Origin of the sequence: Novosphingobium gossypii (genome assembly GCF_050433305.1) — a bacterium.
Lineage (GTDB): Bacteria > Pseudomonadota > Alphaproteobacteria > Sphingomonadales > Sphingomonadaceae > Novosphingobium > Novosphingobium gossypii.
Map to the genome: position 1 here is coordinate 303,751 of NZ_JBNPXM010000003.1, position 17,615 is coordinate 321,365.

Genomic DNA, 17,615 nt, shown 5'->3' on the forward strand with positions numbered 1-17,615 from the left:
GCCCCGATGATCGTCCTTGCATCCCAGAGCGGTTCGCGCCGCGCCATGTTTTCCGCCGCCGGTATTCCGTTCACGGCGCAGCCTGCCCATGTCGACGAACGCGCATTGGAAGCGGCGCTTGGCGATGCCCTGCCCGCTGACGTGGCACTGGCATTGGCGCAAGCAAAGGCGCAGGATGTTTCACGTGGAACATCGGGCGCGCTCGTACTGGGGAGCGATTCCCTGGTGTCATGCGCGGGCCGCCGCTTCGACAAGCCCGCCAGTCGCGACGACGCCGCCGCGCATCTGCGCTTCTTTTCCGGCAAGGTGATGGAACTGCACAGTGCCGCCGCCCTGGTGCGTGATGGTGAACTGCTCTGGGCCGAAAGCGCGGTTGCGCAATTGCACGTGGCGCCCCTGTCCGATTCCTTCATCGAGGGCTACCTTGATGAAGAGTGGCCCGAAGTCGGCGGCTGCGTCGGCGTATTCCGCATCGAGGGGCGCGGCGTTCAGCTGTTCGAGCGGATCGAGGGCGACTACTTCACGATCCTGGGAATGCCGCTGCTCAAGGTACAGGCGGCCCTGCGCGAGCTGGGAGCGCTGACCCGATGAGCCAGCCCTATGCCGAAGTGATCGGCGATCCTATCGCCCAGTCGAAGTCCCCGACCATCCACAATTTCTGGCTGGCCGAACTGGGGCTGAAGGGACGCTACGAAGCGTGCCTCGTCAGGCTGGAGGATCTGGGAGACTATCTGGCGCGGCGGCGGGCCGATCCCGACTGGCGCGGCTGCAACGTCACGATGCCGCATAAGCTGGCGATCGCCGGGATGATGGACCGGCTCGATCCGCTGGCTGCGCGGATCGGGGCGGTGAACACCGTCGTGCGCGAGGCGGACGGCACCCTGACCGGCTACAACACCGATGCCCCCGGCTTTCTGGAGCCGGTGCGCGCCGAGCTGGACAAGGTCCACCTGTTCCGCATGGCCCGCGTGCTGGGGACCGGCGGCGCAGCGCGGGCGATCGTGGCGGCTCTGGCGCAAGAGCATTTCGTCATCGTTCTGGCCGGACGCGACCCTGCCAAGGCGCGCGCCCTGCTCGACGAACTGGCGCCAGAGGGCGAGCACCACGCCATCGCCCTCGACCATTTTGCCGATGCCACCGATTTCGCCTTCGACGACCGCGAGCAGTGCTTCGACCTCGTCGTCAACGCCAGCCCGCTGGGGATGACCGGACAGCCGCCGCTTGCCTTCGATTTCAGCCATGCCCCGCCCCGCAGCGTGGTCTATGACATCGTCACCAGCCCGCTCGACACGCAGTTCCTGCAGGATGCGCGCGCGGCAGGTTTTGCGACGGTGGACGGACTGGCGATGCTGATCGGACAGGCGGATGCGGCGTTCACGCACTTCTTCGGCGCGCGCCCGCCGCGTGAGCAGGATGCGGCACTGCGCAGACTGATCCTGTCATGAAGATATTGGGTCTCACCGGTTCGATCGGCATGGGCAAGTCCACGGTGGCGCAGATGCTGCGCGATTTGGGCGTGCCGGTGTTCGACGCCGATGCCGCCGTCCACGAACTGCAAGGGCCCGGCGGCGCGCTGATCCCGCAGATAGAGGCTGCCTTCCCCGGCACCACCGGCCCCGGCGGCGTGGACCGCCCCCGACTGGGTGCGGCGGTGTTCGGCGACCCGGAACGGCTGGCAACGCTGGAGCGAATCGTCCACCCCGCCGTGGCCCGCATGCGCGAGGACTTTCTGCGCCGGAATCGGGACGCGCCGCTGGTCGTCTTCGACATTCCGCTGCTGTTCGAGAAAGTCGGCGATGCGGGTCTGGATGCGGTCGTCGTGGTGTCCGCACCGGAACGGATGCAACGCGAACGCGTGCTGGCCCGCCCCGGCATGACGGTGGAGAAATTCGAGCAGATTCTGGCACTTCAGGTTCCCGATGCCGAAAAGCGGGCGCGGGCGGACTATGTCGTGGACACCGGTACACCGCTGGAAACTACGCGCGAACAGGTGGCTGGCATTGTGGCGGCGCTGAAGCGAAACGAATAATCCTCTCCCGCCCCTTGCACATGCCTCCCGGCAGGCAGATATGAAGAGGGATGAGAGAGATCATCTTCGACACCGAAACGACCGGCTTCGACCCCAAAAGCGGGGACCGCATGGTGGAAATCGGCTGCATCGAAATGGTCAACCGGGTGCTGACCGGCCGCACCTATCACGCCTATTTTAATCCCGAACGCCTGATGCCCGCAGAGGCAGAGGCGGTGCACGGCCTGTCCGATGCGTTCCTGGCGGACAAACCGCTGTTCTCCGCCTGCGCACAGGACTTCCTGGATTTCATTCAGGACAGCCCGATGGTGGCGCACAATGCCGCGTTCGACTTCAACTTCATCAATGCGGAACTGGCGCTGTGCGGCCTTCCGGCGGTGTCGCGCGATCGCATGGTCGATACCGTCGCGCTGGCCAAGGTGCGGCATCCGGGCGCCAAGCTGTCGCTCGACGCGCTGTGCACCCGCTACGGCATCGACCGCAGCCACCGTACCAAGCACGGCGCCCTCCTCGATTCCGAGCTGCTGGCCCAGGTTTACGTCGAACTGCGCGGAGGCCGCCAGATCGGCCTCGAACTTGCCGCAGAACTCACCGAGATCGTGACGGAGATCAAGGTTCTCAACACGAAGAACCGTATCTTTCGTCAGCCGCGCCCCCACGCGGCTTCCGAGGCGGAACTCGTTGCGCACGCAGCGTTTCTTGAATCGGTCGATACCCCGCTCTGGGGTTCCTGAACTTCCAAGTCTAAGGAGAAACGCCCATGGATATTCGCGTCTCTGGTCACCAGGTCGAAACCGGCGAGGCCCTGCAGGTCCACGCCAACGACAAGCTCACGGCGATCATCGAGAAGTATTTCAACCGGGCGCTGTCGTCTCACGTCACCTTCGGCCGCGCGCCGGCGGGGGCGTTTCGATGCGACATCATCATGCACGTCATGCAGAACCTCGTGCTCAAGGGCACCGGCACCGCGCAGGACGCCCACGTCGCCTGCGATCAGGCGGCGGACAAGATCGACAAGCAGCTGCGCCGCTACAAGCGCCGCCTCAACGACCGCTCGGAACAGGCCGCGCACGCCAGCGCGGTCGAGGATGCGGCCTATACCATCTTCGAGGAGCGCCTTGCCGACAACGACGAGGACGACAACGAGCCTGACGCCCCCGTCGTCATCGCGGAAACCCGCGTGGACATCCCCGAAGCCACCGTTTCCGACGCGGTCATGATGCTGGACTTGCGCAATACCAACGCGCTGTTCTTCAAAAACGCTGGCACCGGACGGCATAATATGGTCTATCGCCGCGGAGACGGGTCGATCGGCTGGGTCGAACCGCACTGACGCTTTTCGCGCACCGCTTCTGATCGACAGAGAGGAAGAGAGAACCCCCGGTTTTATGCCGGGGGTTTTGGGGCATGCAATGTTGGCAACCGGTCAAGTATCTGAAACGCAATGAGTGGGCTTTTTACGCTGCTGCCCGAGGCCGTCGTTACGGTGGATGCAGACAGCAAGGACATCATCCTGGACCGGCTCGCAGGCCAGTTCGCCACGGTCTATGGTCTCGACCAGAAGGCCGTGCTGGCGCGTGTGCACGAGCGGGAGCAGCTTGGCAGCACCGGCTTTGGCCGACGCATCGCCATTCCTCATGCACGCATGGCGGGGCTGACCCGTCCGGTGGCGGTGTTCATGCGGCTGGCGGCTCCGGTGGAGTTCGAAGCTGCGGACGGGATACCGGTGGACCTCGTCTTCGGCCTGCTCTCGCCTGAAGGCGCGGGCGCCACGCACCTGCATGCGCTGGCGGCGATTTCGCGCATGATGCGCGACGAACGCATGCACGAAGCGCTGATGGCCGCCCCCGGCCCGGAAGCACTCTACAGCCTGCTGAGCAACGTCATCGACCGCGATGCCGCCTGAACAGGCGGGCGAAGGTGCAGCAGGCGGCGCCGGGCTGCACTGGCGCGCGCTGGAAAGCCTCTACGCCTCCGCACCGATCAACCGGATGTTCCGTTCGTCGCTGGAAATCGTGGCGGACGGCCATTCGCGCATCACCTTCGAGGTCGAGCCCGACTGCTTTCATGCCGCCGGTGCAGCGCACGGCACCATCTATTTCAAGATGCTGGACGATGCGGCCTTCTATGCCGCCAATACCCACGTGACCGACCGGTTCCTGCTGACCACGTCGTTCAACCTGCACCTCAGCAAGCCGATCAAGGGCGGCCGCATCGTCGCCGAAGGGCGCTGGGTCAGCGGGCGGCGGCGGGTGCTGGTGGCCGAATCCTGGCTGACCGACGAAGACGGCGACGAATGCGGGCGCGGCACTGGCACCTTCATGCGCTCGCGCATCGCCCTGTCCAGCCTGCCGGGCTATACGACACCGCAAGGCTGATGGACGCGCGCCTTCCCGCCCATCTCGAAGTGTCCGGCCTGATTCGCCGAATCAACGGCGAAGGAGGCTTCGGCACGGTGCTGAGCAAAGGTGAGCCGGACGCCGGAACGATTCTTGCCGTGCTGTCCCATAACGGGAGAGACGCGCGCCTGTACGAGCGGATGCCCGATCTGGACGGCACTCGCGCATGGCGCTGCTCTCGCCGGCAGGATCCTGAAAACCCGTTCGAATTCCAGGAATACCTCGACCGGCGCAAGCAGCAGGATCCCGATGTGTGGATCGTCGAACTCGATGGCGCAGACGCCGAACGCTTCATCCTGCCCTGAAGGCAGGCGAAGGGCGCGCGGGTTGACTTGCCCGGCGCACGGCGTAAAGGCCCCTTCACTGATGCGAAAGCGGCATGGGCAGCACTTCGGCTTGCCCGGCTAGCACGCAGACGGGGAATCGTCGGCAGGCTCGACGGATACAGAACGCCGCTTAGCGGCATTCCGTTCCAGCCTGTGTCGGACCGGTTCACCGCCTTTGACCAAGTATTAATGCGAAAGAAAGTTGAGTGGGCCAGTGCGATTGCATTGGCCGCGACGGTTCTCACCGCTCTTCTGGGCGCCACGGGTTCGGGCGCCGCCGCATCGGATTTCATTCCGACGCTGGTAGAAACGACACCCGCCCCGCAGTTCGTTTCCGAACCGGTCGTGCAGGCACTGCCCACCACCGATGCCGAGGAAACCGAGACTCTCGACGTGGATTCCCTGGAACAACTGGTGTCCCAGCAGGAGACGCCGGATACCATGTCGCGCGACATGCGCTGCCTGGCCAGCGCGATCTATTTCGAAGCGCGTGGTGAATCGCTGGAAGGCCAGCTTGCCGTGGGGCGCGTGATCGTGAACCGCACCAAGTCGGGCCGCTTCCCCACCAGCTACTGCGGCGTGGTGTACCAGCCTTCGCAGTTCTCGTTCATCCGTGGCCGCGCGATGCCGGCCGTGCGCGAAGGCTCCTCCAGCTGGCAGGAAGCCGTAGCCGTCGCCCAGATCGCCGACGAAGGCGCCTGGAAGAGCAAGGCCAAGGGCGCGCTGTTCTTCCACGCCAAGCGCGTTTCGCCGCGCTGGAGCAAGCTGACGAAGCTGGCGCAGGTGGACAACCACGTCTTCTACCGCTGATCCTCTCCATCACCGATCGAAACGAAGCACCCCGGAGCAGCATAGGCCGCTCCGGGGTGCTTCGTTTTGCGCCATGACGCTGGTGGGTCAGGCCGCTTTCAGTTCGACCCAGACCGGTGCATGGTCGCTGGCCTTTTCCCGCCCGCGATGGACCTTGTCGACGCCGCAGGCGACCAACCGGTCGGCCAGTTCGGGTGACAGCAGCGAATGGTCGATGCGAAAGCCATGGTCGCGCTGCCAGGCACCGGCCTGATAATCCCAGTATGTCCACACCCCGCCACGCGGGTTGTGCGTGGCCAGCGCGTCGGTCCAGCCGTCTCCCAGCAGGCGGAAGTAGGCATTGCGCGATTCCGGCTGCATCAGCGCGTCGGCGGACATCGCGGGCGGCGCCCAGACATCGCGGTCGGTCGGAATGACGTTGTAGTCGCCGGTGACGATCGCAGGGACTTCTTCTGCGCGGATGGCGTCCATGCGGCGGCGCAGGCGTTCCATCCAGCGCAGCTTGTAATCGAACTTCGGGCCGGGCACGGGGTTGCCGTTGGGCAGGTAGATGCACACCACCCGCATGCCGAACACCTGCGCCTCGAGATAGCGCGAATGTTCGTCCTCCGGCTCTCCGTCCAGCCCGCGCTGGATTTCGACGGGCATTTCGCCATCGGCCAGGATGGCGACGCCGTTGAAGCCCTTCTGGCCGTGCCAGATGCCCTTGTAGCCCAGCTTCTCGAACTCGGCGATCGGGAAGCCTTCGTCCTGCGTCTTGATCTCCTGCAGGCAGGCGACCGCGGGGCGGGTTTCCGCCAGCCATTCCAGCAGGCGGGGCAGGCGTGCCTTCACGCCGTTGATGTTGAAGGTGGAGATTCTCATACCGAGAAGCTGGACCCGCAACCGCAGCCCGCAGCGGCGTTCGGGTTTTCCACCCGGAACGCGGCGCCGCCTAGCGATTCCACGAAATCCACCACGCACCCCTGCACGAGGTCGAGGCTGACTGAGTCCACCACCAGCTTCACGCCGTCCGTCTCGGCCACGCTGTCGTCGGCTTCGGGTGCGTCGGCCAGGCCGAATTTGTACTGGAAGCCCGAACAGCCGCCCCCTTCGACGGCAAGCCGCAGGATGGCGGGCTTGCCCTGCTTGTCGGCGATCGCGGCCACGCGCGCGGCGGCCGAGGGGCTGAGGGTGACGGTCTGGTCCATGCGCCTGATGTAGGCGCGCGCGACCCGCGCGGCAAGGCGCACGGGTCGCCCTCCAGTGTGCTTACGCTGTCTGGATATAATCCCGCATGGCGGCAGCTTCGGTTTCGATCTTGTCGATCCGGTACTTCACCAGATCCCCGATCGACACGAAGCCGACCATCCTGCCGTCCTGCACGACCGGCAGATGGCGGATGCGGCGCCGGGTCATCAGCGACAGCGCGGCCATGACAGACGTTTCTGGCTCTGCGGTGACGGGCATCGCGGTCATGATGTGGCCCAGCGGCATGTCGAGCACGTCCGCACCCACTTCGCGCAGTTTGTAGATCACGTCGCGCTCGGAGAAGATGCCGGCGATCTCACCGTTCTCCATCACCGGCACTGCGCCGATGCGCTTGTCCGCAAGTACGCCCGCCGCCTCGCGCACGGTCATGGCGACGTCGCAGGTGATAACGGCATCACGGCCTTCGATAATACGACCGATGGTCATCGTCAGCTCTCCCTGTATCGTGAAAGGCGCTTCTGTTCCCGCAGCTTGCGCCCGAGGGGAGCGTATCACAGGCCATCGGCATCCGTCACGCGCCTTGCGCAAGGGCCGCGTCAGGGCCAGATAGGAGGCGATGAAACCGCCCTCCGCTCTCGACGATCCGAACAAGGCGGCCCACGCCTGGGCGCGCTACCTTCGAATCATGCGCTGGATGATGACGATCACGATTGGGCTGGTGATCGGATCGGTGATCCTTCTCTACCGGTCGAACGGGATGGTTTCGATCCATTTCTACATCGCGACGGCGCTGGGCATCGGTTTCACGATGCTGATGGCTTCGGCGCTGATGGGGCTGGCGTTCCTGTCCAGCGGGACCGGGCACGACGAATCGATCGTCGATCCGCTTGAGGATGAAAATCCCTACAAGTGATGCCAGCTCAGCGCTGCGGCGCGTGCAGGCGAAATTCCTCTACCGGCTGACCGCCGATCAGGTGCTGCTGGATGACCTGTTCCAGCACGTCCTCGTTGCACGAGTGGTACCAGACCCCATCCGGCCAGACGACCGCGACCGGCCCGGCGTGGCATATCCGCAGGCAGTCCGCCTTGGTGCGGGCGATCCCGCCGCTGCCGTCAAGGCCCAACTGCTTGAGCCGCTTTTTCAGGAATTTCCACGCCGCCTGCCCTTTTTCCGGCGAGCAGCATTCGCCTTTCTGCGGTTCTGCGCAGATGAAGATGTGGCGACGGATCACGTCGCTGCCGGTCTTGGCGAAGGCGTCCTGCGCCTTGGCGATGCTGTGGCTGCCGCTCATCTTCGGGAAAGTAGGAACTGCCCGGCGTCAGGTCCAGACTTATGCCTTCTTGCCCACGATCCGGGCGATTTCCGCCGCCACCAGGCGTTCCACCATGGGCGGCAGGTTGCGGTCGAGCCATTCGGCAAGCGCCGGGCGCAACAGTTCGCGCGTCAGCGCTTCGAGCGAAGTTTCGCCGGAGCGGACGATCTGCGGCTGGGCGCCGGGCTCGGACAGCATTGCCAGCGCGGCCAGCGATTCGCGCATCGAATCGCGGGCACCATCGTGCAGCAGCGGGCCGTCATCCTCTTCCGGTGTGGACGACGGAATCTGCGCCGTTTCCTGCAGTTCGAGGATGTCATCCTCATCCTCTTCGACGTAGGTCGGTTCTGGCTCGCGCATCAGGCGTTCGGTGCGGCTGGTGCGGGTTTCCAAACGGGAATCGCGCGCGATGACCTGCTTGATCGACTGGAGGATTTCCTCCACCGAAGGTTCACCGTTCTGACGCATCATCGACCCCTGTTTGCGCACATACGCGCGAAGACCTGCCCCATAATCGGGATCAGGGCTCCTGCGAAGCGGGAATGTTGCCGTCCTGCACCGGTGTGTCAACGGTGCGCGTGGAGCGGGCCACGGGTGCGTCGTCGTCGTCCCAGTCGAAGAACTTGCCGCGCACCCGTTCGTAATTGGCATTGGGATCGTAAAGCGTCCCGCCGTCGAGGTTGAGATCGCGCGCTTCGGCCTTGCCCATCGCCGCCAGCAGGGTGAAGCCCGCGACGTAGGCATTGCGCCGCGCCGTCACCAGCGCGACCTGTGCGTTCAGCAGTTCCTGTTCCGCATCGAGGATGTCGAGCACGGTGCGCCGCCCGACCGAATTTTCCGCCCGCACCCCTTCGAGGCTCAGCGTCGCGGCCTCGACGGCCACTTGCGACGAGCGGATCAGGTCGTTCGAGGCAGCGTAGGAGGTGAAGGCCGAACGCACCTGCGCGATCACGTCGCGCTCGGTGGCGATCTCCTGTTCCAGCGTGGCTAACGCGGTGGCCTGCGCCTGCCGGCGCTGCGCGGCGGGAAGGCCGCCCTGGAAGACCGGGATCGACACCTGCACACCGGCCTGCGCAGAAGTATCGGTCTGCGAAACGGCGGCGTTCACGATGCCGCGGGCCAGCGTGTCGAAGTAGTTGTTGTAGGTGCCCTGCCCGAACAGCCTTACGGTCGGCAGGCGACCCGCCCCTGCCACGTCGATGTCCTTCTCGGCAGCCTTGCTGCGCTCGCGCGCGGCGATCAGGTCCGGGTTCGCGTCGAGCGCGATCATCGCCGCGTCGCTGGCGTTGGCGGGCAGGTTCGGCAGCGGCGGCGGCGCGTCGAGCGCTTCGGGCGCGCGACCGACGAAGCGGATGTAGGTTTCGCGGGCGGCGGCCAGATTGGCTTCCGCCGTCAGCAGATCGCTTTGCGCCGTGGCAAGGCGCGATTGCGACTGGGCGACGTCGGTGCGGGTGAGATTGCCGATCTCGAACCGGTCGTTCGTGGCATCGAGATTGGTGCGCAGCACGGCCACGTTCTTGCGGTTCAGCCCGGCGATTGCCTCGGTGCGGATCACGTCCATGTATGCCGCAACGACCTGGGAGAACACCGAAGCCTCTGTGCCGCGCAGATCGGCCTGCCCTGCACCGACCCTGATCTTCGCCGCCTTGACGCTGTTCTTGACCGACCCGCCCGAATAGATCGGCACGCCCAGTTGCGCATCGGCGGTGAAGATCTTCGACGGCGCCGTCAGCGAGTTTTCGCTCTGCTTCAGGTTCTTGACGTAAGTTTCAGTCGTATTGAGGCTGGGCAGCCCTGCCGCCCGCGCGATCGGCACGCCTTCGTCGGTGGCGCGCTGCTGCGCGCGCGCCGCTTCGAGGGTGGGGTTTGTCTGGTACGCCGAGACAAGCGCATCGCGCAGGGAATCCGCCCGCGCAGGCGCGCCGGCGGCCAGTATCAGACATCCCCCCGCGAGCAGCCCGGCGCGCAACGCGAACCGGGCCATGCTCAGAAGCTCCAGCGTTTGGGAGCGGCAAATTCGGACAGGACGGGGATTCCCAGCTCCGCCAGCGGCAGCAGCGAGGTGACGCCATTGGCCTTGGTGCCGGCGGCGAGACGGGTCACGCCACGCTCGGTCAGGCCGGTGACCACGCGGCCACCTTCGACAAGGCGCGCGGAAAGCGCATCGGGCAGCACTTCGATGGCGCCGTCGATGACGATGAGGTCGTACTCACCGGCGCCGGGCTCGCCGGCACCAGCGGGCGCCACCGCATCGAGCGTACCTACCAGCGGGCGCAGCAGCGTGGCAAGGTATCCTTCGCCGTCGCCGACCAGCAGAACCTTGTCGGTCTTCTTCGGTGCGGCTTCCTGCAGCGTCTTGCCCTGAACCAGCGGGGCACCGAGGAACCTGCCGTCGCCCAGCGGCACGGCACGGTCAATGTAGGCGGCGTCGCGCAGTTCGGCGGGAACGAAGTTTTCACGTGGAACATTCGCCATCGCTTCGAGCACCCACGGCTCGTTCACGCCGCTGGTACGCAGCTGGCTGACGATCATGGCGCGGCGGGCTTCAGCAAAGTTGGTGGCAGGTGCCGACCGGTCCTCGGTCAAGGTCATTCGTGTATTCCCTCACTCGCTCGCGGATGATGCGGCAATTCGCTGCAATCGCGAAGACGACACTGATGGGCCCGCTTCTATGCGAACCCGTGCCCAAGGCCAAGCCCTATGCGACGACGCCCGTCGATCCGATCAAGCACTTTGACGATCACCCCCGCCCGTCCTATGGAGCGGCGCAAATCCGACGTAATCCGCCAGATCGGGCCAAGAAGACCGGAGCGAATTTCCATGACAGAAATGGTGACCATCCGCGAAGAGGACCTCATCGAGTCCGTCGCCGACGCATTGCAGTACATCAGCTACTTCCACCCGATGGACTATATCCGCGCGCTGGGCGACGCCTACGAAGCGGAACAGGGCCCGGCGGCCAAGGACGCGATTGCGCAGATCCTGACCAACAGCCGCATGTGCGCCGAAGGTCACCGCCCGCTCTGCCAGGATACCGGCATCGTCAACGTCTTCATCGAGTGGGGCCAGAACTGCCGCCTCGAATCCGACCGGTCCTTGCAGGAAGTCGTCGATGACGGCGTGCGCCGGGCCTACAACCATCCCGAAAACAAGCTGCGCGCCTCAGTGCTGGCCGACCCCGCCTTCACCCGCCGCAACACCAAGGACAATACGCCTTGCGTGCTGTCGGTGGAGATGGTGCCGGGTTCGAAAATCTCGGTCGACGTCGCGGCCAAGGGCGGCGGGTCCGAGAACAAGTCCAAGTTCAAGATGATGAACCCCAGCGACTCCATCGTCGACTGGGTGATCGAGATGCTGCCGCAGATGGGCGCCGGCTGGTGCCCGCCGGGCATGCTGGGCATCGGCATCGGCGGCACTGCGGAACACTGCGTCAAGCTGGCCAAGCAGAGCCTGATGGAGCCGATCGACATGGCCCAGCTCAAGCAGCGCGGGCCGCAGAACGATATCGAAGCGCTGCGCATCGAGATCTTCGACAAGGTCAACGCGCTGGGCATCGGCGCGCAGGGCCTTGGCGGTTTGGCGACGATCCTCGACGTCAAGATCCTCGACTGGCCGTGCCATGCCGCGGGCAAGCCCGTCGCCATGATCCCCAACTGCGCCGCCACCCGCCACGCGCACTTCACGCTGGACGGTTCGGGCCCGAGCTTCCTTGAGACGCCCAACCTCGACGAGTGGCCCAAGGTGGAGTGGAAGCCCAGCAAGGAAGCGAAGAAGATCGACCTCGACACGCTAACCGCCGAGGACGTCCAGAGCTGGAAGCAGGGCGACCGTCTGCTGCTGAACGGCAGGATGCTGACCGGTCGCGACGCCGCGCACAAGCGCATCGCCGACATGCTGGCGAAGGGTGAGGAACTGCCCGTCGATTTCAAGGGCCGGGTGATCTACTACGTCGGCCCGGTCGATCCGGTGCGCGAGGAAGTCGTCGGCCCCGCCGGCCCGACCACCGCGACCCGCATGGACAAGTTTTCCGACACCATGCTCGACCTTGGCCTGCTCGCCAGCATCGGCAAGTCCGAGCGCGGCCCGGCGGCGACTGCCTCGATCGCGAAGCACAAGTCGGCCTACCTGATGGCGGTCGGCGGCGCGGCCTACCTCGTCGCCCGCGCGATCAAGGAAGCCAAGGTCGTCGGCTTCGAGGATCTGGGCATGGAGGCGATCTACGAGTTCACCGTGCAGGACATGCCGGTGACCGTGGCCGTCGATTCCGAAGGCAACAACGTCCACACGCTGGCCCCGCCGGTGTGGAAGACGAAGATCGCCGAAGAACACCTGCTGGCATAAGCGGCGTTTCGTACCGGATGAGAGGGCGCGCGGGCAATCGCGCGCCCTTTTTCCGTTCCAGCAATGAAGACCATTGCGTCGCCTTCGATCAATGTTGCGTGTGGGGCGCCAACACGCAAAATCCTGCGAACAATCGGCTGCCTATTTGAAACGCAGCGCGATATTCTAAGCCCGTCCGCATGCCGGACAAAGGAGAGCCTGACCGTGACCGCCGGAGCACGCCTGACGATCGACCTGGCCGCACTGGCCGGCAACTATCGCCTGATCCGCGAACAGGTCGGCCCTGCCGCAGTAGGCGGCGTGGTCAAGGCGAACGGCTATGGCCTTGGCGCGGTCGAGGTTGCCCGCACCCTCATCGCCGAGGGTTGCCGCCATATCTTCGTTGCGCTGCAAGGAGAGGCCGAGGCGCTGGTGCCGCAGCTGGACGGCACCGCGCAGGTCTACATCCTCAATGGCCTGCTGCCCGGCGGCGAAGGCCCTTGCGCGGCGCTGGGCGCGGTGCCGGTGCTCAATTCGCTGGATCAAACGGAGCGCTGGGCGGCGCAGGCGGCATCGTCCGGGCGGCGGCTGCCGGCGGTGCTGCAGGTGGACACCGGCATGTCGCGCATGGGCTTCCCCGCCGACGAACTGGACGTCCTGCTGGCCCGGCCCGCCCTGCTGGAGCGCATCGACCTGCGCTTCGTGATGAGCCACCTTGCCTGTGCCGACACCCCTGCCGATGCCGCCAACGCCGCGCAGGCGGCCCGATTTGCGCAAATCGCGGCGCGGTTTCCCGGCGTGCCGCGCGCGCTCGACAACAGCGGCGGCGCGTTCCACCCGCGCGGGCACTTCGACCTCGTTCGCGCCGGGATTGCGCTTTATGGCGGTGCGCCGAACGACCGGGCCAATCCGATGCAGCCGGTCGTCACGCTGGAGGCGCGCATCGCGCAGCTTCGCACGATCCCGGCGGGGACCGGCGTGGGCTATGGCCTGACCTTCCGCACCACGCGCGAAACCCGCATCGCGACCATCCCGGTGGGCTATGCCGACGGCTGGCCGCGCTGCCTGGGCAATGTCGGCAGCGCATATGTCGCGGGGCACCGCGTGGCCGTTGCCGGGCGCGTGTCGATGGACAGCATGACGCTGGACGTCACCGACGTGCCTGCAGAGCACCTCTATCCCGGCGCGCCGGTGGAACTGCTGGGGCCGCATCAGGGCATCGATGCTGTCGCGGCGGACGCGGGCACCATTTCCTATGAAATCCTGACTCAACTCAGTCGCCGGTACGAACGGGTCTATCTGCCCGCCAAACCCGCTTAACGGAGCACCCTGTGATGAAGATCGCGATCCTTGGCAGCGGCGTCATTGGCGTGACGTCGGCGTGGTATCTGGCGCAGGCCGGGCACGAGGTCGTCGTGATCGACCGGCAGGACGGCCCGGCGCTGGAAACCAGCTTCGCCAACGCGGGTGAGATTTCGCCCGGCTATGCCTCGCCCTGGGCCGCGCCCGGCATTCCGATGAAAGCAGCGCGCTGGCTGATGATGAAGCATGCGCCTCTGATCCTGCGCCCCCATGCTGACATGGCGATGCTGCGCTGGCTGGTGGCGATGCTGGGCAACTGCAACGCGCGAGACTACGCCATCAACAAGGGCCGGATGGTGCGCCTCGCAGAGTTCAGCCGCGACTGCCTGATGGCGCTGCGTGCCGAGACCGGCATCCGTTACGACGAGCGGATGCAGGGCACCCTGCAGCTGTTCCGCGAACAGAAGCAGCTGGATGGCATCGGCAAGGACGTGGCCGTGCTGCAGGCTGATGGCGTGCCGTTCGAGGTGCTGGACAAGGCAGGCTGCATCGCCGCCGAGCCGGGCCTTGTCGCCAGCGCCGCGCCGATCGCGGGCGGCCTGCGCCTGCCGAACGACGAGACCGGGGACTGCTTCAAGTTCACCAACGCGCTTGCAGCGATGGCGGCGGACAAGGGCGTGCAGTTCATGAACAGCACCGCGATCACCCGGCTGGTCGAGGACGGCGGACGCATCGTGCGGGTGGAAACGGATAAGGGGCCGGTCACCGCCGATGCCTATCTGGTTGCGATGGGCAGCTTTTCGCCGCAGCTGATCGCGCCGCTGGGCATCCGCCTGCCGGTCTACCCGGTTAAGGGATACTCGCTGACGGTGCCGATCGTGGACGAGGCGCGCGCACCCGTCTCCACCCTGCTGGACGAAAGCTACAAGGTGGCGATCACCCGGCTGGGCGACCGCATCCGCATCGGCGGCATGGCGGAAATATCGGGCTTCCGGTGCGACCTGCCGCCCGAACGCCGCGCCACGCTGGAGCATTCGGCGGGATCGCTGTTCCCCGGCGCGGGGGCGATGGAGCAGGGCACGTTCTGGTGCGGCCTCAGGCCCATGACGCCGGACAGCACCCCCGTGATCGGGCCGACGAAAGTGCCCAACCTGTTCCTCAATACCGGCCACGGCACGCTGGGCTGGACGATGGCCTGCGGCTCCGCCCACGTCATCGCCGACCTCATCGGCGGCAGGACACCCGCGATCGAGACTTCCGATCTGGCGATCAGCCGGTACTGAGCGAAACCCTCCCCCTTCAAAGGATACCCTTCATGACCATCACCCGCATCGATCAGGGCCCGCGCATGAGCGAGGCCGTCATCCACGGCGACACCATCTATCTGGCCGGACAAGTCGGCAATCCGGGCGAAAGCGTGGCTGAGCAGACCCGCACCGCCCTTGCCGAGATCGAGGAACTGCTGGCGAAGACCGGCAGCGACAAGGACCACCTGCTGTCGGCCACCATCTGGCTGGCGGATATCGCCACCTTCGAGGAAATGAACGGCGTGTGGGACGCCTGGATCGCCGGCCACGCCGCCCCTGCGCGCGCCACCGGCGAGTCGCGTCTGGCAACGCCGGACTACAAGGTCGAGATCATCGTCATCGCCGCCAAGGCGTAAGGATCAAGGGGGGGGCAGCCGGCACTGTCTTCACCGGGACGGCCCTGCAGGTTGCCCCCTGCCCCCCTTCGACCAACGACTTATTTGCGCCGATCGGCAGTACTGGCGCGACAGGCCGTTTCCGCGTTAGACGGGTACGGTGATGATGGATGCCGCCGCCCCTCACCCCCGCGTGCCTGCGCGGATGGTCCTGCTGTCGCTTGCCGCGCTGTGGGCCTGCTATTTCATCGTCGCCAGCCTGCGCGGGGTGTTCCAGGGGTTCGACCTAGACTGGCCGATCATCTCGCGGCGCCTGACGATCTGCATCGTGTCCATGCTCATCATGGCGGCGGTCTGGCCGCTGCTGCAGCTGCTGGACCGCAAGCCGGGAGCCGTGCGCTTCGGCATCGTGCTGGTCGGCGCACTGCCGCTTTCGCTGGTGCTGAGCATCGTCAACAGCGCGATCTTCGCCGATATCGAAGTCACCGGATATGGCAGCGAACAGGATGCCGCGGCGGTCAAGGCGGGCAATCTGCGCATCAGCCGGGACGAGGCAGGCAATATCCTTGTGGACCTGCCCAAGCTGGCGCCCCCCCCCGCCCCGCCCCCGCCAAGCGGTGCGCCGGACTCAAGCGATGCCGCGCCCGAAGTACCCGCCCCGCCGACCGAGCAGGCGGCCGACCCGGCTTCATCGGCCATCACCATCCACACCGGACCGCCGCTGGACAAGGACATGCGCTGGTGGGCGGCCATCGCTGACAATGCGTTCGGCCGCTACTTCCTCGTCATCGCCTGGGTGGCGCTCTACTTCGCGCTGGCCAAGGCAGAGGAGGCGCGCGCCGCCGAACGGCGCGAGGGCGAATATCGCCGCGCCGCTGAAGCGGCAGAGCTGCGTTCGCTGCGCTATCAGGTCAATCCGCACTTTCTGTTCAACACGCTGAACTCGCTGTCGGCGCTGGTGATGGTGGGGCGGCAGGAGGAAGCGGAGGAGATGATCCAGACGCTTTCCACCTTCTATCGCCGCACGCTGTCGGGCGATCCGACCAACGATCTGTCGCTGGTGGACGAGATCGAACTGCAGCGGCTCTACTTCGCGATAGAGGCGGTTCGCTTCCCCAATCGATTGCTGACTCACATCGATATTGACGAAGCCGTTCTCGATGCGAAAGTTCCGGGCATGATCCTGCAACCGCTCATCGAGAATTCCGTGAAGTACGCCGTGGCCGCCACCCAGCAGCCGGTGACCATCGCGATAGAGGCGCGCCGCGAAGGCGGCCAGCTGGTGATCGCGGTGCACGATGACGGGCCGGGGGAACACGGCGCGGATCGCCGGCTGAAGACCGAGGGCTGCGGCATCGGCCTTGCCAACGTGCGCGACCGCCTGCGCGCGCGCTATGGTGAAGCCGCGAAGATCACTTTCGGCCCACAGGCCAACGGCGGTTTCGCCACGATCCTGCGCATGCCGTTGGAGACGGGCCGTGGCTGATCCGATGGACGGTGCCATCCCGGCCCTTACCGCCGCCCCGGCAACTCCGCTGCGCACGCTGATCGTCGATGACGAACCGCTGGCGGTGGAACGAATGCAGGTGATCTGTTCGCGGATCGACGGCGTTACCGTGGTCGGTACCGCCAGCGACGGGCAGGCCGCCCTGCGCCTGATAGAGGCGCTGTCGCCCGATCTGGTGCTGCTGGACCTGACCATGCCCGAGATGGACGGCCTGACCGTGGCGCGCACGCTGGGCGGGCAGGCCAATGCCCCTGCGGTCATCTTCGTCACCGCGCACGATGAGTTCGCGGTGGAGGCATTCGATCTCGACGCGGTGGATTACGTGCTCAAGCCCGTCGCACCAGACCGGCTGCAGCGCGCCGTCGCCCGCGTCGTTTCGCGTCGGGGGGAACGGACGCAGCCGCCGGCAGGTCAGTGGCTTGAGGAGTTCTGGGTGCCGCACCGCTCCGAACTGGTTCGCGTGCCCGCCACCGACGTCCAGCGCATCGATGCCGAGCGCGACTATGTGCGCCTGCATGTTCGCGAACAGAGCTATCTGCTGCTCCAGACCATCACCAGCCTTGAGGAACGGCTGGACCCCGAACGCTTCATCCGCATCCACCGCAGCTGCATCCTGCAGCGCAACCACGTCTCGGGCCTGCGCCACGAAGGGCTGGGCGTGTGGTCGGCGGAGACCACGGACGGGGAAGCGCTGCGGATCGGGCGCACGTATCTGCCGGGCGTGAAGAAGATGGCGGGGCGGTAGTTTTCGGCTGCGGGAACCGGGGGCGCACATC

The 17,615-nt window shown here is 66.0% G+C and carries 23 protein-coding genes; 16 read left to right on the forward strand and 7 right to left on the reverse strand.

Features of this window, described 5'->3' with window-relative positions; translation table 11 throughout:
* The first annotated feature begins 6 nt into the window (after positions 1 to 6).
* The 9 genes from GGR40_RS08990 to GGR40_RS09030 all read left to right on the forward strand — a co-directional run bounded on the left by GGR40_RS08990 (position 7) and on the right by GGR40_RS09030 (position 5,564).
* Positions 7 to 591: a Maf family protein gene (locus tag GGR40_RS08990; RefSeq protein WP_429275880.1), complete on the forward strand. Its 585-nt coding sequence runs from the start codon at positions 7 to 9 to the stop codon at positions 589 to 591.
* Positions 588 to 1,445 carry a shikimate dehydrogenase family protein gene (locus tag GGR40_RS08995; RefSeq protein WP_429275881.1) on the forward strand — a complete coding sequence of 286 codons (858 nt, stop codon included), beginning with the start codon at positions 588 to 590 and terminating at the stop codon, positions 1,443 to 1,445. The genes GGR40_RS08990 and GGR40_RS08995 overlap by 4 nt, the downstream gene beginning before the upstream one ends.
* Positions 1,442 to 2,029, forward strand: coding sequence for a dephospho-CoA kinase (coaE, locus tag GGR40_RS09000; RefSeq protein WP_429275882.1), 588 nt, complete (start codon positions 1,442 to 1,444; stop codon positions 2,027 to 2,029). The genes GGR40_RS08995 and coaE overlap by 4 nt, the downstream gene beginning before the upstream one ends.
* Before the next feature lie 50 nt (positions 2,030 to 2,079).
* Positions 2,080 to 2,763, forward strand: coding sequence for a DNA polymerase III subunit epsilon (gene dnaQ / locus GGR40_RS09005; protein ID WP_429275883.1), 684 nt, complete (start codon positions 2,080 to 2,082; stop codon positions 2,761 to 2,763).
* A gap of 26 nt (positions 2,764 to 2,789) precedes the next feature.
* Positions 2,790 to 3,362 carry a ribosome hibernation-promoting factor, HPF/YfiA family gene (gene hpf / locus GGR40_RS09010; protein ID WP_429275884.1) on the forward strand — a complete coding sequence of 191 codons (573 nt, stop codon included), beginning with the start codon at positions 2,790 to 2,792 and terminating at the stop codon, positions 3,360 to 3,362.
* A 111-nt stretch (positions 3,363 to 3,473) separates the two neighbouring features.
* Positions 3,474 to 3,935, forward strand: coding sequence for a PTS sugar transporter subunit IIA (locus GGR40_RS09015; RefSeq protein ID WP_429275885.1), 462 nt, complete (start codon positions 3,474 to 3,476; stop codon positions 3,933 to 3,935).
* Entirely contained in the window at positions 3,925 to 4,407 is a 483-nt protein-coding gene (locus GGR40_RS09020) for a PaaI family thioesterase (RefSeq protein WP_429275886.1), read from the forward strand. The genes GGR40_RS09015 and GGR40_RS09020 overlap by 11 nt, the downstream gene beginning before the upstream one ends.
* Positions 4,407 to 4,733 (forward strand): DUF1491 family protein, encoded by a 327-nt coding sequence (locus GGR40_RS09025; RefSeq protein ID WP_429275887.1) that lies wholly within the window; start codon positions 4,407 to 4,409, stop codon positions 4,731 to 4,733. Before GGR40_RS09020 ends, GGR40_RS09025 begins: the two co-directional genes overlap by 1 nt.
* A gap of 210 nt (positions 4,734 to 4,943) precedes the next feature.
* The gene (locus GGR40_RS09030) at positions 4,944 to 5,564 is read left to right on the forward strand and encodes a cell wall hydrolase (RefSeq protein WP_429275888.1); all 621 of its coding nucleotides are present in this window, start codon (positions 4,944 to 4,946) and stop codon (positions 5,562 to 5,564) included.
* Between the two features lie 87 nt (positions 5,565 to 5,651).
* Here GGR40_RS09030 and xth read toward each other — a convergent pair whose 3' ends face one another.
* From xth to GGR40_RS09045, 3 genes are all read right to left on the reverse strand, one after another.
* Positions 5,652 to 6,428: an exodeoxyribonuclease III gene (xth, locus tag GGR40_RS09035; protein ID WP_429275889.1), complete on the reverse strand. Its 777-nt coding sequence runs from the start codon at positions 6,426 to 6,428 to the stop codon at positions 5,652 to 5,654.
* On the reverse strand, positions 6,425 to 6,754 hold the full coding sequence (gene erpA, locus GGR40_RS09040) for an iron-sulfur cluster insertion protein ErpA (protein WP_429275985.1): 330 nt from the start codon (positions 6,752 to 6,754) through the stop codon (positions 6,425 to 6,427). The genes xth and erpA overlap by 4 nt, the downstream gene beginning before the upstream one ends.
* Positions 6,755 to 6,815: 61 nt before the next feature.
* On the reverse strand, positions 6,816 to 7,241 hold the full coding sequence (locus GGR40_RS09045; RefSeq protein ID WP_429275890.1) for a CBS domain-containing protein: 426 nt from the start codon (positions 7,239 to 7,241) through the stop codon (positions 6,816 to 6,818).
* A gap of 130 nt (positions 7,242 to 7,371) precedes the next feature.
* Between GGR40_RS09045 and GGR40_RS09050 the strand changes: the two genes are divergently transcribed.
* Positions 7,372 to 7,668 carry a hypothetical protein gene (locus GGR40_RS09050; RefSeq protein ID WP_429275891.1) on the forward strand — a complete coding sequence of 99 codons (297 nt, stop codon included), beginning with the start codon at positions 7,372 to 7,374 and terminating at the stop codon, positions 7,666 to 7,668.
* A 7-nt stretch (positions 7,669 to 7,675) separates the two neighbouring features.
* Here the strand turns inward: GGR40_RS09050 and GGR40_RS09055 are convergent, their stop codons facing one another.
* Genes GGR40_RS09055 through GGR40_RS09070 form a run of 4 tightly spaced genes read right to left on the reverse strand, consistent with a single transcriptional unit; the run spans position 7,676 to position 10,660 of the window.
* Entirely contained in the window at positions 7,676 to 8,047 is a 372-nt protein-coding gene (locus GGR40_RS09055; protein WP_429275892.1) for a (2Fe-2S) ferredoxin domain-containing protein, read from the reverse strand.
* Positions 8,048 to 8,086: 39 nt separating this feature from the next.
* Entirely contained in the window at positions 8,087 to 8,536 is a 450-nt protein-coding gene (locus tag GGR40_RS09060; protein WP_429275986.1) for a DUF2497 domain-containing protein, read from the reverse strand.
* A gap of 52 nt (positions 8,537 to 8,588) precedes the next feature.
* Positions 8,589 to 10,052, reverse strand: coding sequence for a TolC family outer membrane protein (locus GGR40_RS09065; RefSeq protein ID WP_429275893.1), 1,464 nt, complete (start codon positions 10,050 to 10,052; stop codon positions 8,589 to 8,591).
* A gap of 2 nt (positions 10,053 to 10,054) precedes the next feature.
* A complete protein-coding gene (locus tag GGR40_RS09070) occupies positions 10,055 to 10,660 on the reverse strand; it encodes a protein-L-isoaspartate O-methyltransferase family protein (RefSeq protein WP_429275894.1) in 606 nt (201 codons plus the stop codon).
* Positions 10,661 to 10,888: 228 nt separating this feature from the next.
* Between GGR40_RS09070 and GGR40_RS09075 the strand changes: the two genes are divergently transcribed.
* The 6 genes from GGR40_RS09075 (at position 10,889) to GGR40_RS09100 (ending at position 17,584) form a co-directional block, all read left to right on the forward strand.
* Positions 10,889 to 12,409 carry a fumarate hydratase gene (locus GGR40_RS09075; protein ID WP_429275895.1) on the forward strand — a complete coding sequence of 507 codons (1,521 nt, stop codon included), beginning with the start codon at positions 10,889 to 10,891 and terminating at the stop codon, positions 12,407 to 12,409.
* A 204-nt stretch (positions 12,410 to 12,613) separates the two neighbouring features.
* Positions 12,614 to 13,708, forward strand: coding sequence for an alanine racemase (alr, locus tag GGR40_RS09080; RefSeq protein ID WP_429275896.1), 1,095 nt, complete (start codon positions 12,614 to 12,616; stop codon positions 13,706 to 13,708).
* 14 nt (positions 13,709 to 13,722) lie between these two features.
* Positions 13,723 to 14,973 (forward strand): D-amino acid dehydrogenase, encoded by a 1,251-nt coding sequence (locus tag GGR40_RS09085; RefSeq protein WP_429275897.1) that lies wholly within the window; start codon positions 13,723 to 13,725, stop codon positions 14,971 to 14,973.
* Between the two features lie 32 nt (positions 14,974 to 15,005).
* Positions 15,006 to 15,353 (forward strand): RidA family protein, encoded by a 348-nt coding sequence (locus GGR40_RS09090; RefSeq protein WP_429275898.1) that lies wholly within the window; start codon positions 15,006 to 15,008, stop codon positions 15,351 to 15,353.
* A 145-nt stretch (positions 15,354 to 15,498) separates the two neighbouring features.
* Entirely contained in the window at positions 15,499 to 16,818 is a 1,320-nt protein-coding gene (locus GGR40_RS09095) for a sensor histidine kinase (protein WP_429275987.1), read from the forward strand.
* 4 nt (positions 16,819 to 16,822) lie between these two features.
* Positions 16,823 to 17,584, forward strand: coding sequence for a LytR/AlgR family response regulator transcription factor (locus GGR40_RS09100; protein WP_429275988.1), 762 nt, complete (start codon positions 16,823 to 16,825; stop codon positions 17,582 to 17,584).
* Positions 17,585 to 17,615 lie beyond the last annotated feature (31 nt).

Excerpts from the sequence above, each read along its gene's own strand:
- GGR40_RS08990 (WP_429275880.1), top strand. The coding sequence starts at position 7 with ATGATCGTCCTTGCATCCCAGAGCGGTTCGCGCCGCGCCATGTTTTCC.
- GGR40_RS08995 (WP_429275881.1), top strand. The coding sequence starts at position 588 with ATGAGCCAGCCCTATGCCGAAGTGATCGGCGATCCTATCGCCCAGTCG.
- coaE (WP_429275882.1), top strand. The coding sequence starts at position 1,442 with ATGAAGATATTGGGTCTCACCGGTTCGATCGGCATGGGCAAGTCCACG.
- dnaQ (WP_429275883.1), top strand. The coding sequence starts at position 2,080 with ATGAGAGAGATCATCTTCGACACCGAAACGACCGGCTTCGACCCCAAA.
- hpf (WP_429275884.1), top strand. The coding sequence starts at position 2,790 with ATGGATATTCGCGTCTCTGGTCACCAGGTCGAAACCGGCGAGGCCCTG.
- GGR40_RS09015 (WP_429275885.1), top strand. The coding sequence starts at position 3,474 with ATGAGTGGGCTTTTTACGCTGCTGCCCGAGGCCGTCGTTACGGTGGAT.
- GGR40_RS09020 (WP_429275886.1), top strand. The coding sequence starts at position 3,925 with ATGCCGCCTGAACAGGCGGGCGAAGGTGCAGCAGGCGGCGCCGGGCTG.
- GGR40_RS09025 (WP_429275887.1), top strand. The coding sequence starts at position 4,407 with ATGGACGCGCGCCTTCCCGCCCATCTCGAAGTGTCCGGCCTGATTCGC.
- GGR40_RS09030 (WP_429275888.1), top strand. The coding sequence starts at position 4,944 with ATGCGAAAGAAAGTTGAGTGGGCCAGTGCGATTGCATTGGCCGCGACG.
- xth (WP_429275889.1), bottom strand. The coding sequence starts at position 6,428 with ATGAGAATCTCCACCTTCAACATCAACGGCGTGAAGGCACGCCTGCCC.
- erpA (WP_429275985.1), bottom strand. The coding sequence starts at position 6,754 with ATGGACCAGACCGTCACCCTCAGCCCCTCGGCCGCCGCGCGCGTGGCC.
- GGR40_RS09045 (WP_429275890.1), bottom strand. The coding sequence starts at position 7,241 with ATGACCATCGGTCGTATTATCGAAGGCCGTGATGCCGTTATCACCTGC.
- GGR40_RS09050 (WP_429275891.1), top strand. The coding sequence starts at position 7,372 with ATGAAACCGCCCTCCGCTCTCGACGATCCGAACAAGGCGGCCCACGCC.
- GGR40_RS09055 (WP_429275892.1), bottom strand. The coding sequence starts at position 8,047 with ATGAGCGGCAGCCACAGCATCGCCAAGGCGCAGGACGCCTTCGCCAAG.
- GGR40_RS09060 (WP_429275986.1), bottom strand. The coding sequence starts at position 8,536 with ATGCGTCAGAACGGTGAACCTTCGGTGGAGGAAATCCTCCAGTCGATC.
- GGR40_RS09065 (WP_429275893.1), bottom strand. The coding sequence starts at position 10,052 with ATGGCCCGGTTCGCGTTGCGCGCCGGGCTGCTCGCGGGGGGATGTCTG.
- GGR40_RS09070 (WP_429275894.1), bottom strand. The coding sequence starts at position 10,660 with ATGACCTTGACCGAGGACCGGTCGGCACCTGCCACCAACTTTGCTGAA.
- GGR40_RS09075 (WP_429275895.1), top strand. The coding sequence starts at position 10,889 with ATGACAGAAATGGTGACCATCCGCGAAGAGGACCTCATCGAGTCCGTC.
- GGR40_RS09085 (WP_429275897.1), top strand. The coding sequence starts at position 13,723 with ATGAAGATCGCGATCCTTGGCAGCGGCGTCATTGGCGTGACGTCGGCG.
- GGR40_RS09090 (WP_429275898.1), top strand. The coding sequence starts at position 15,006 with ATGACCATCACCCGCATCGATCAGGGCCCGCGCATGAGCGAGGCCGTC.
- GGR40_RS09095 (WP_429275987.1), top strand. The coding sequence starts at position 15,499 with ATGGATGCCGCCGCCCCTCACCCCCGCGTGCCTGCGCGGATGGTCCTG.
- GGR40_RS09100 (WP_429275988.1), top strand. The coding sequence starts at position 16,823 with ATGGACGGTGCCATCCCGGCCCTTACCGCCGCCCCGGCAACTCCGCTG.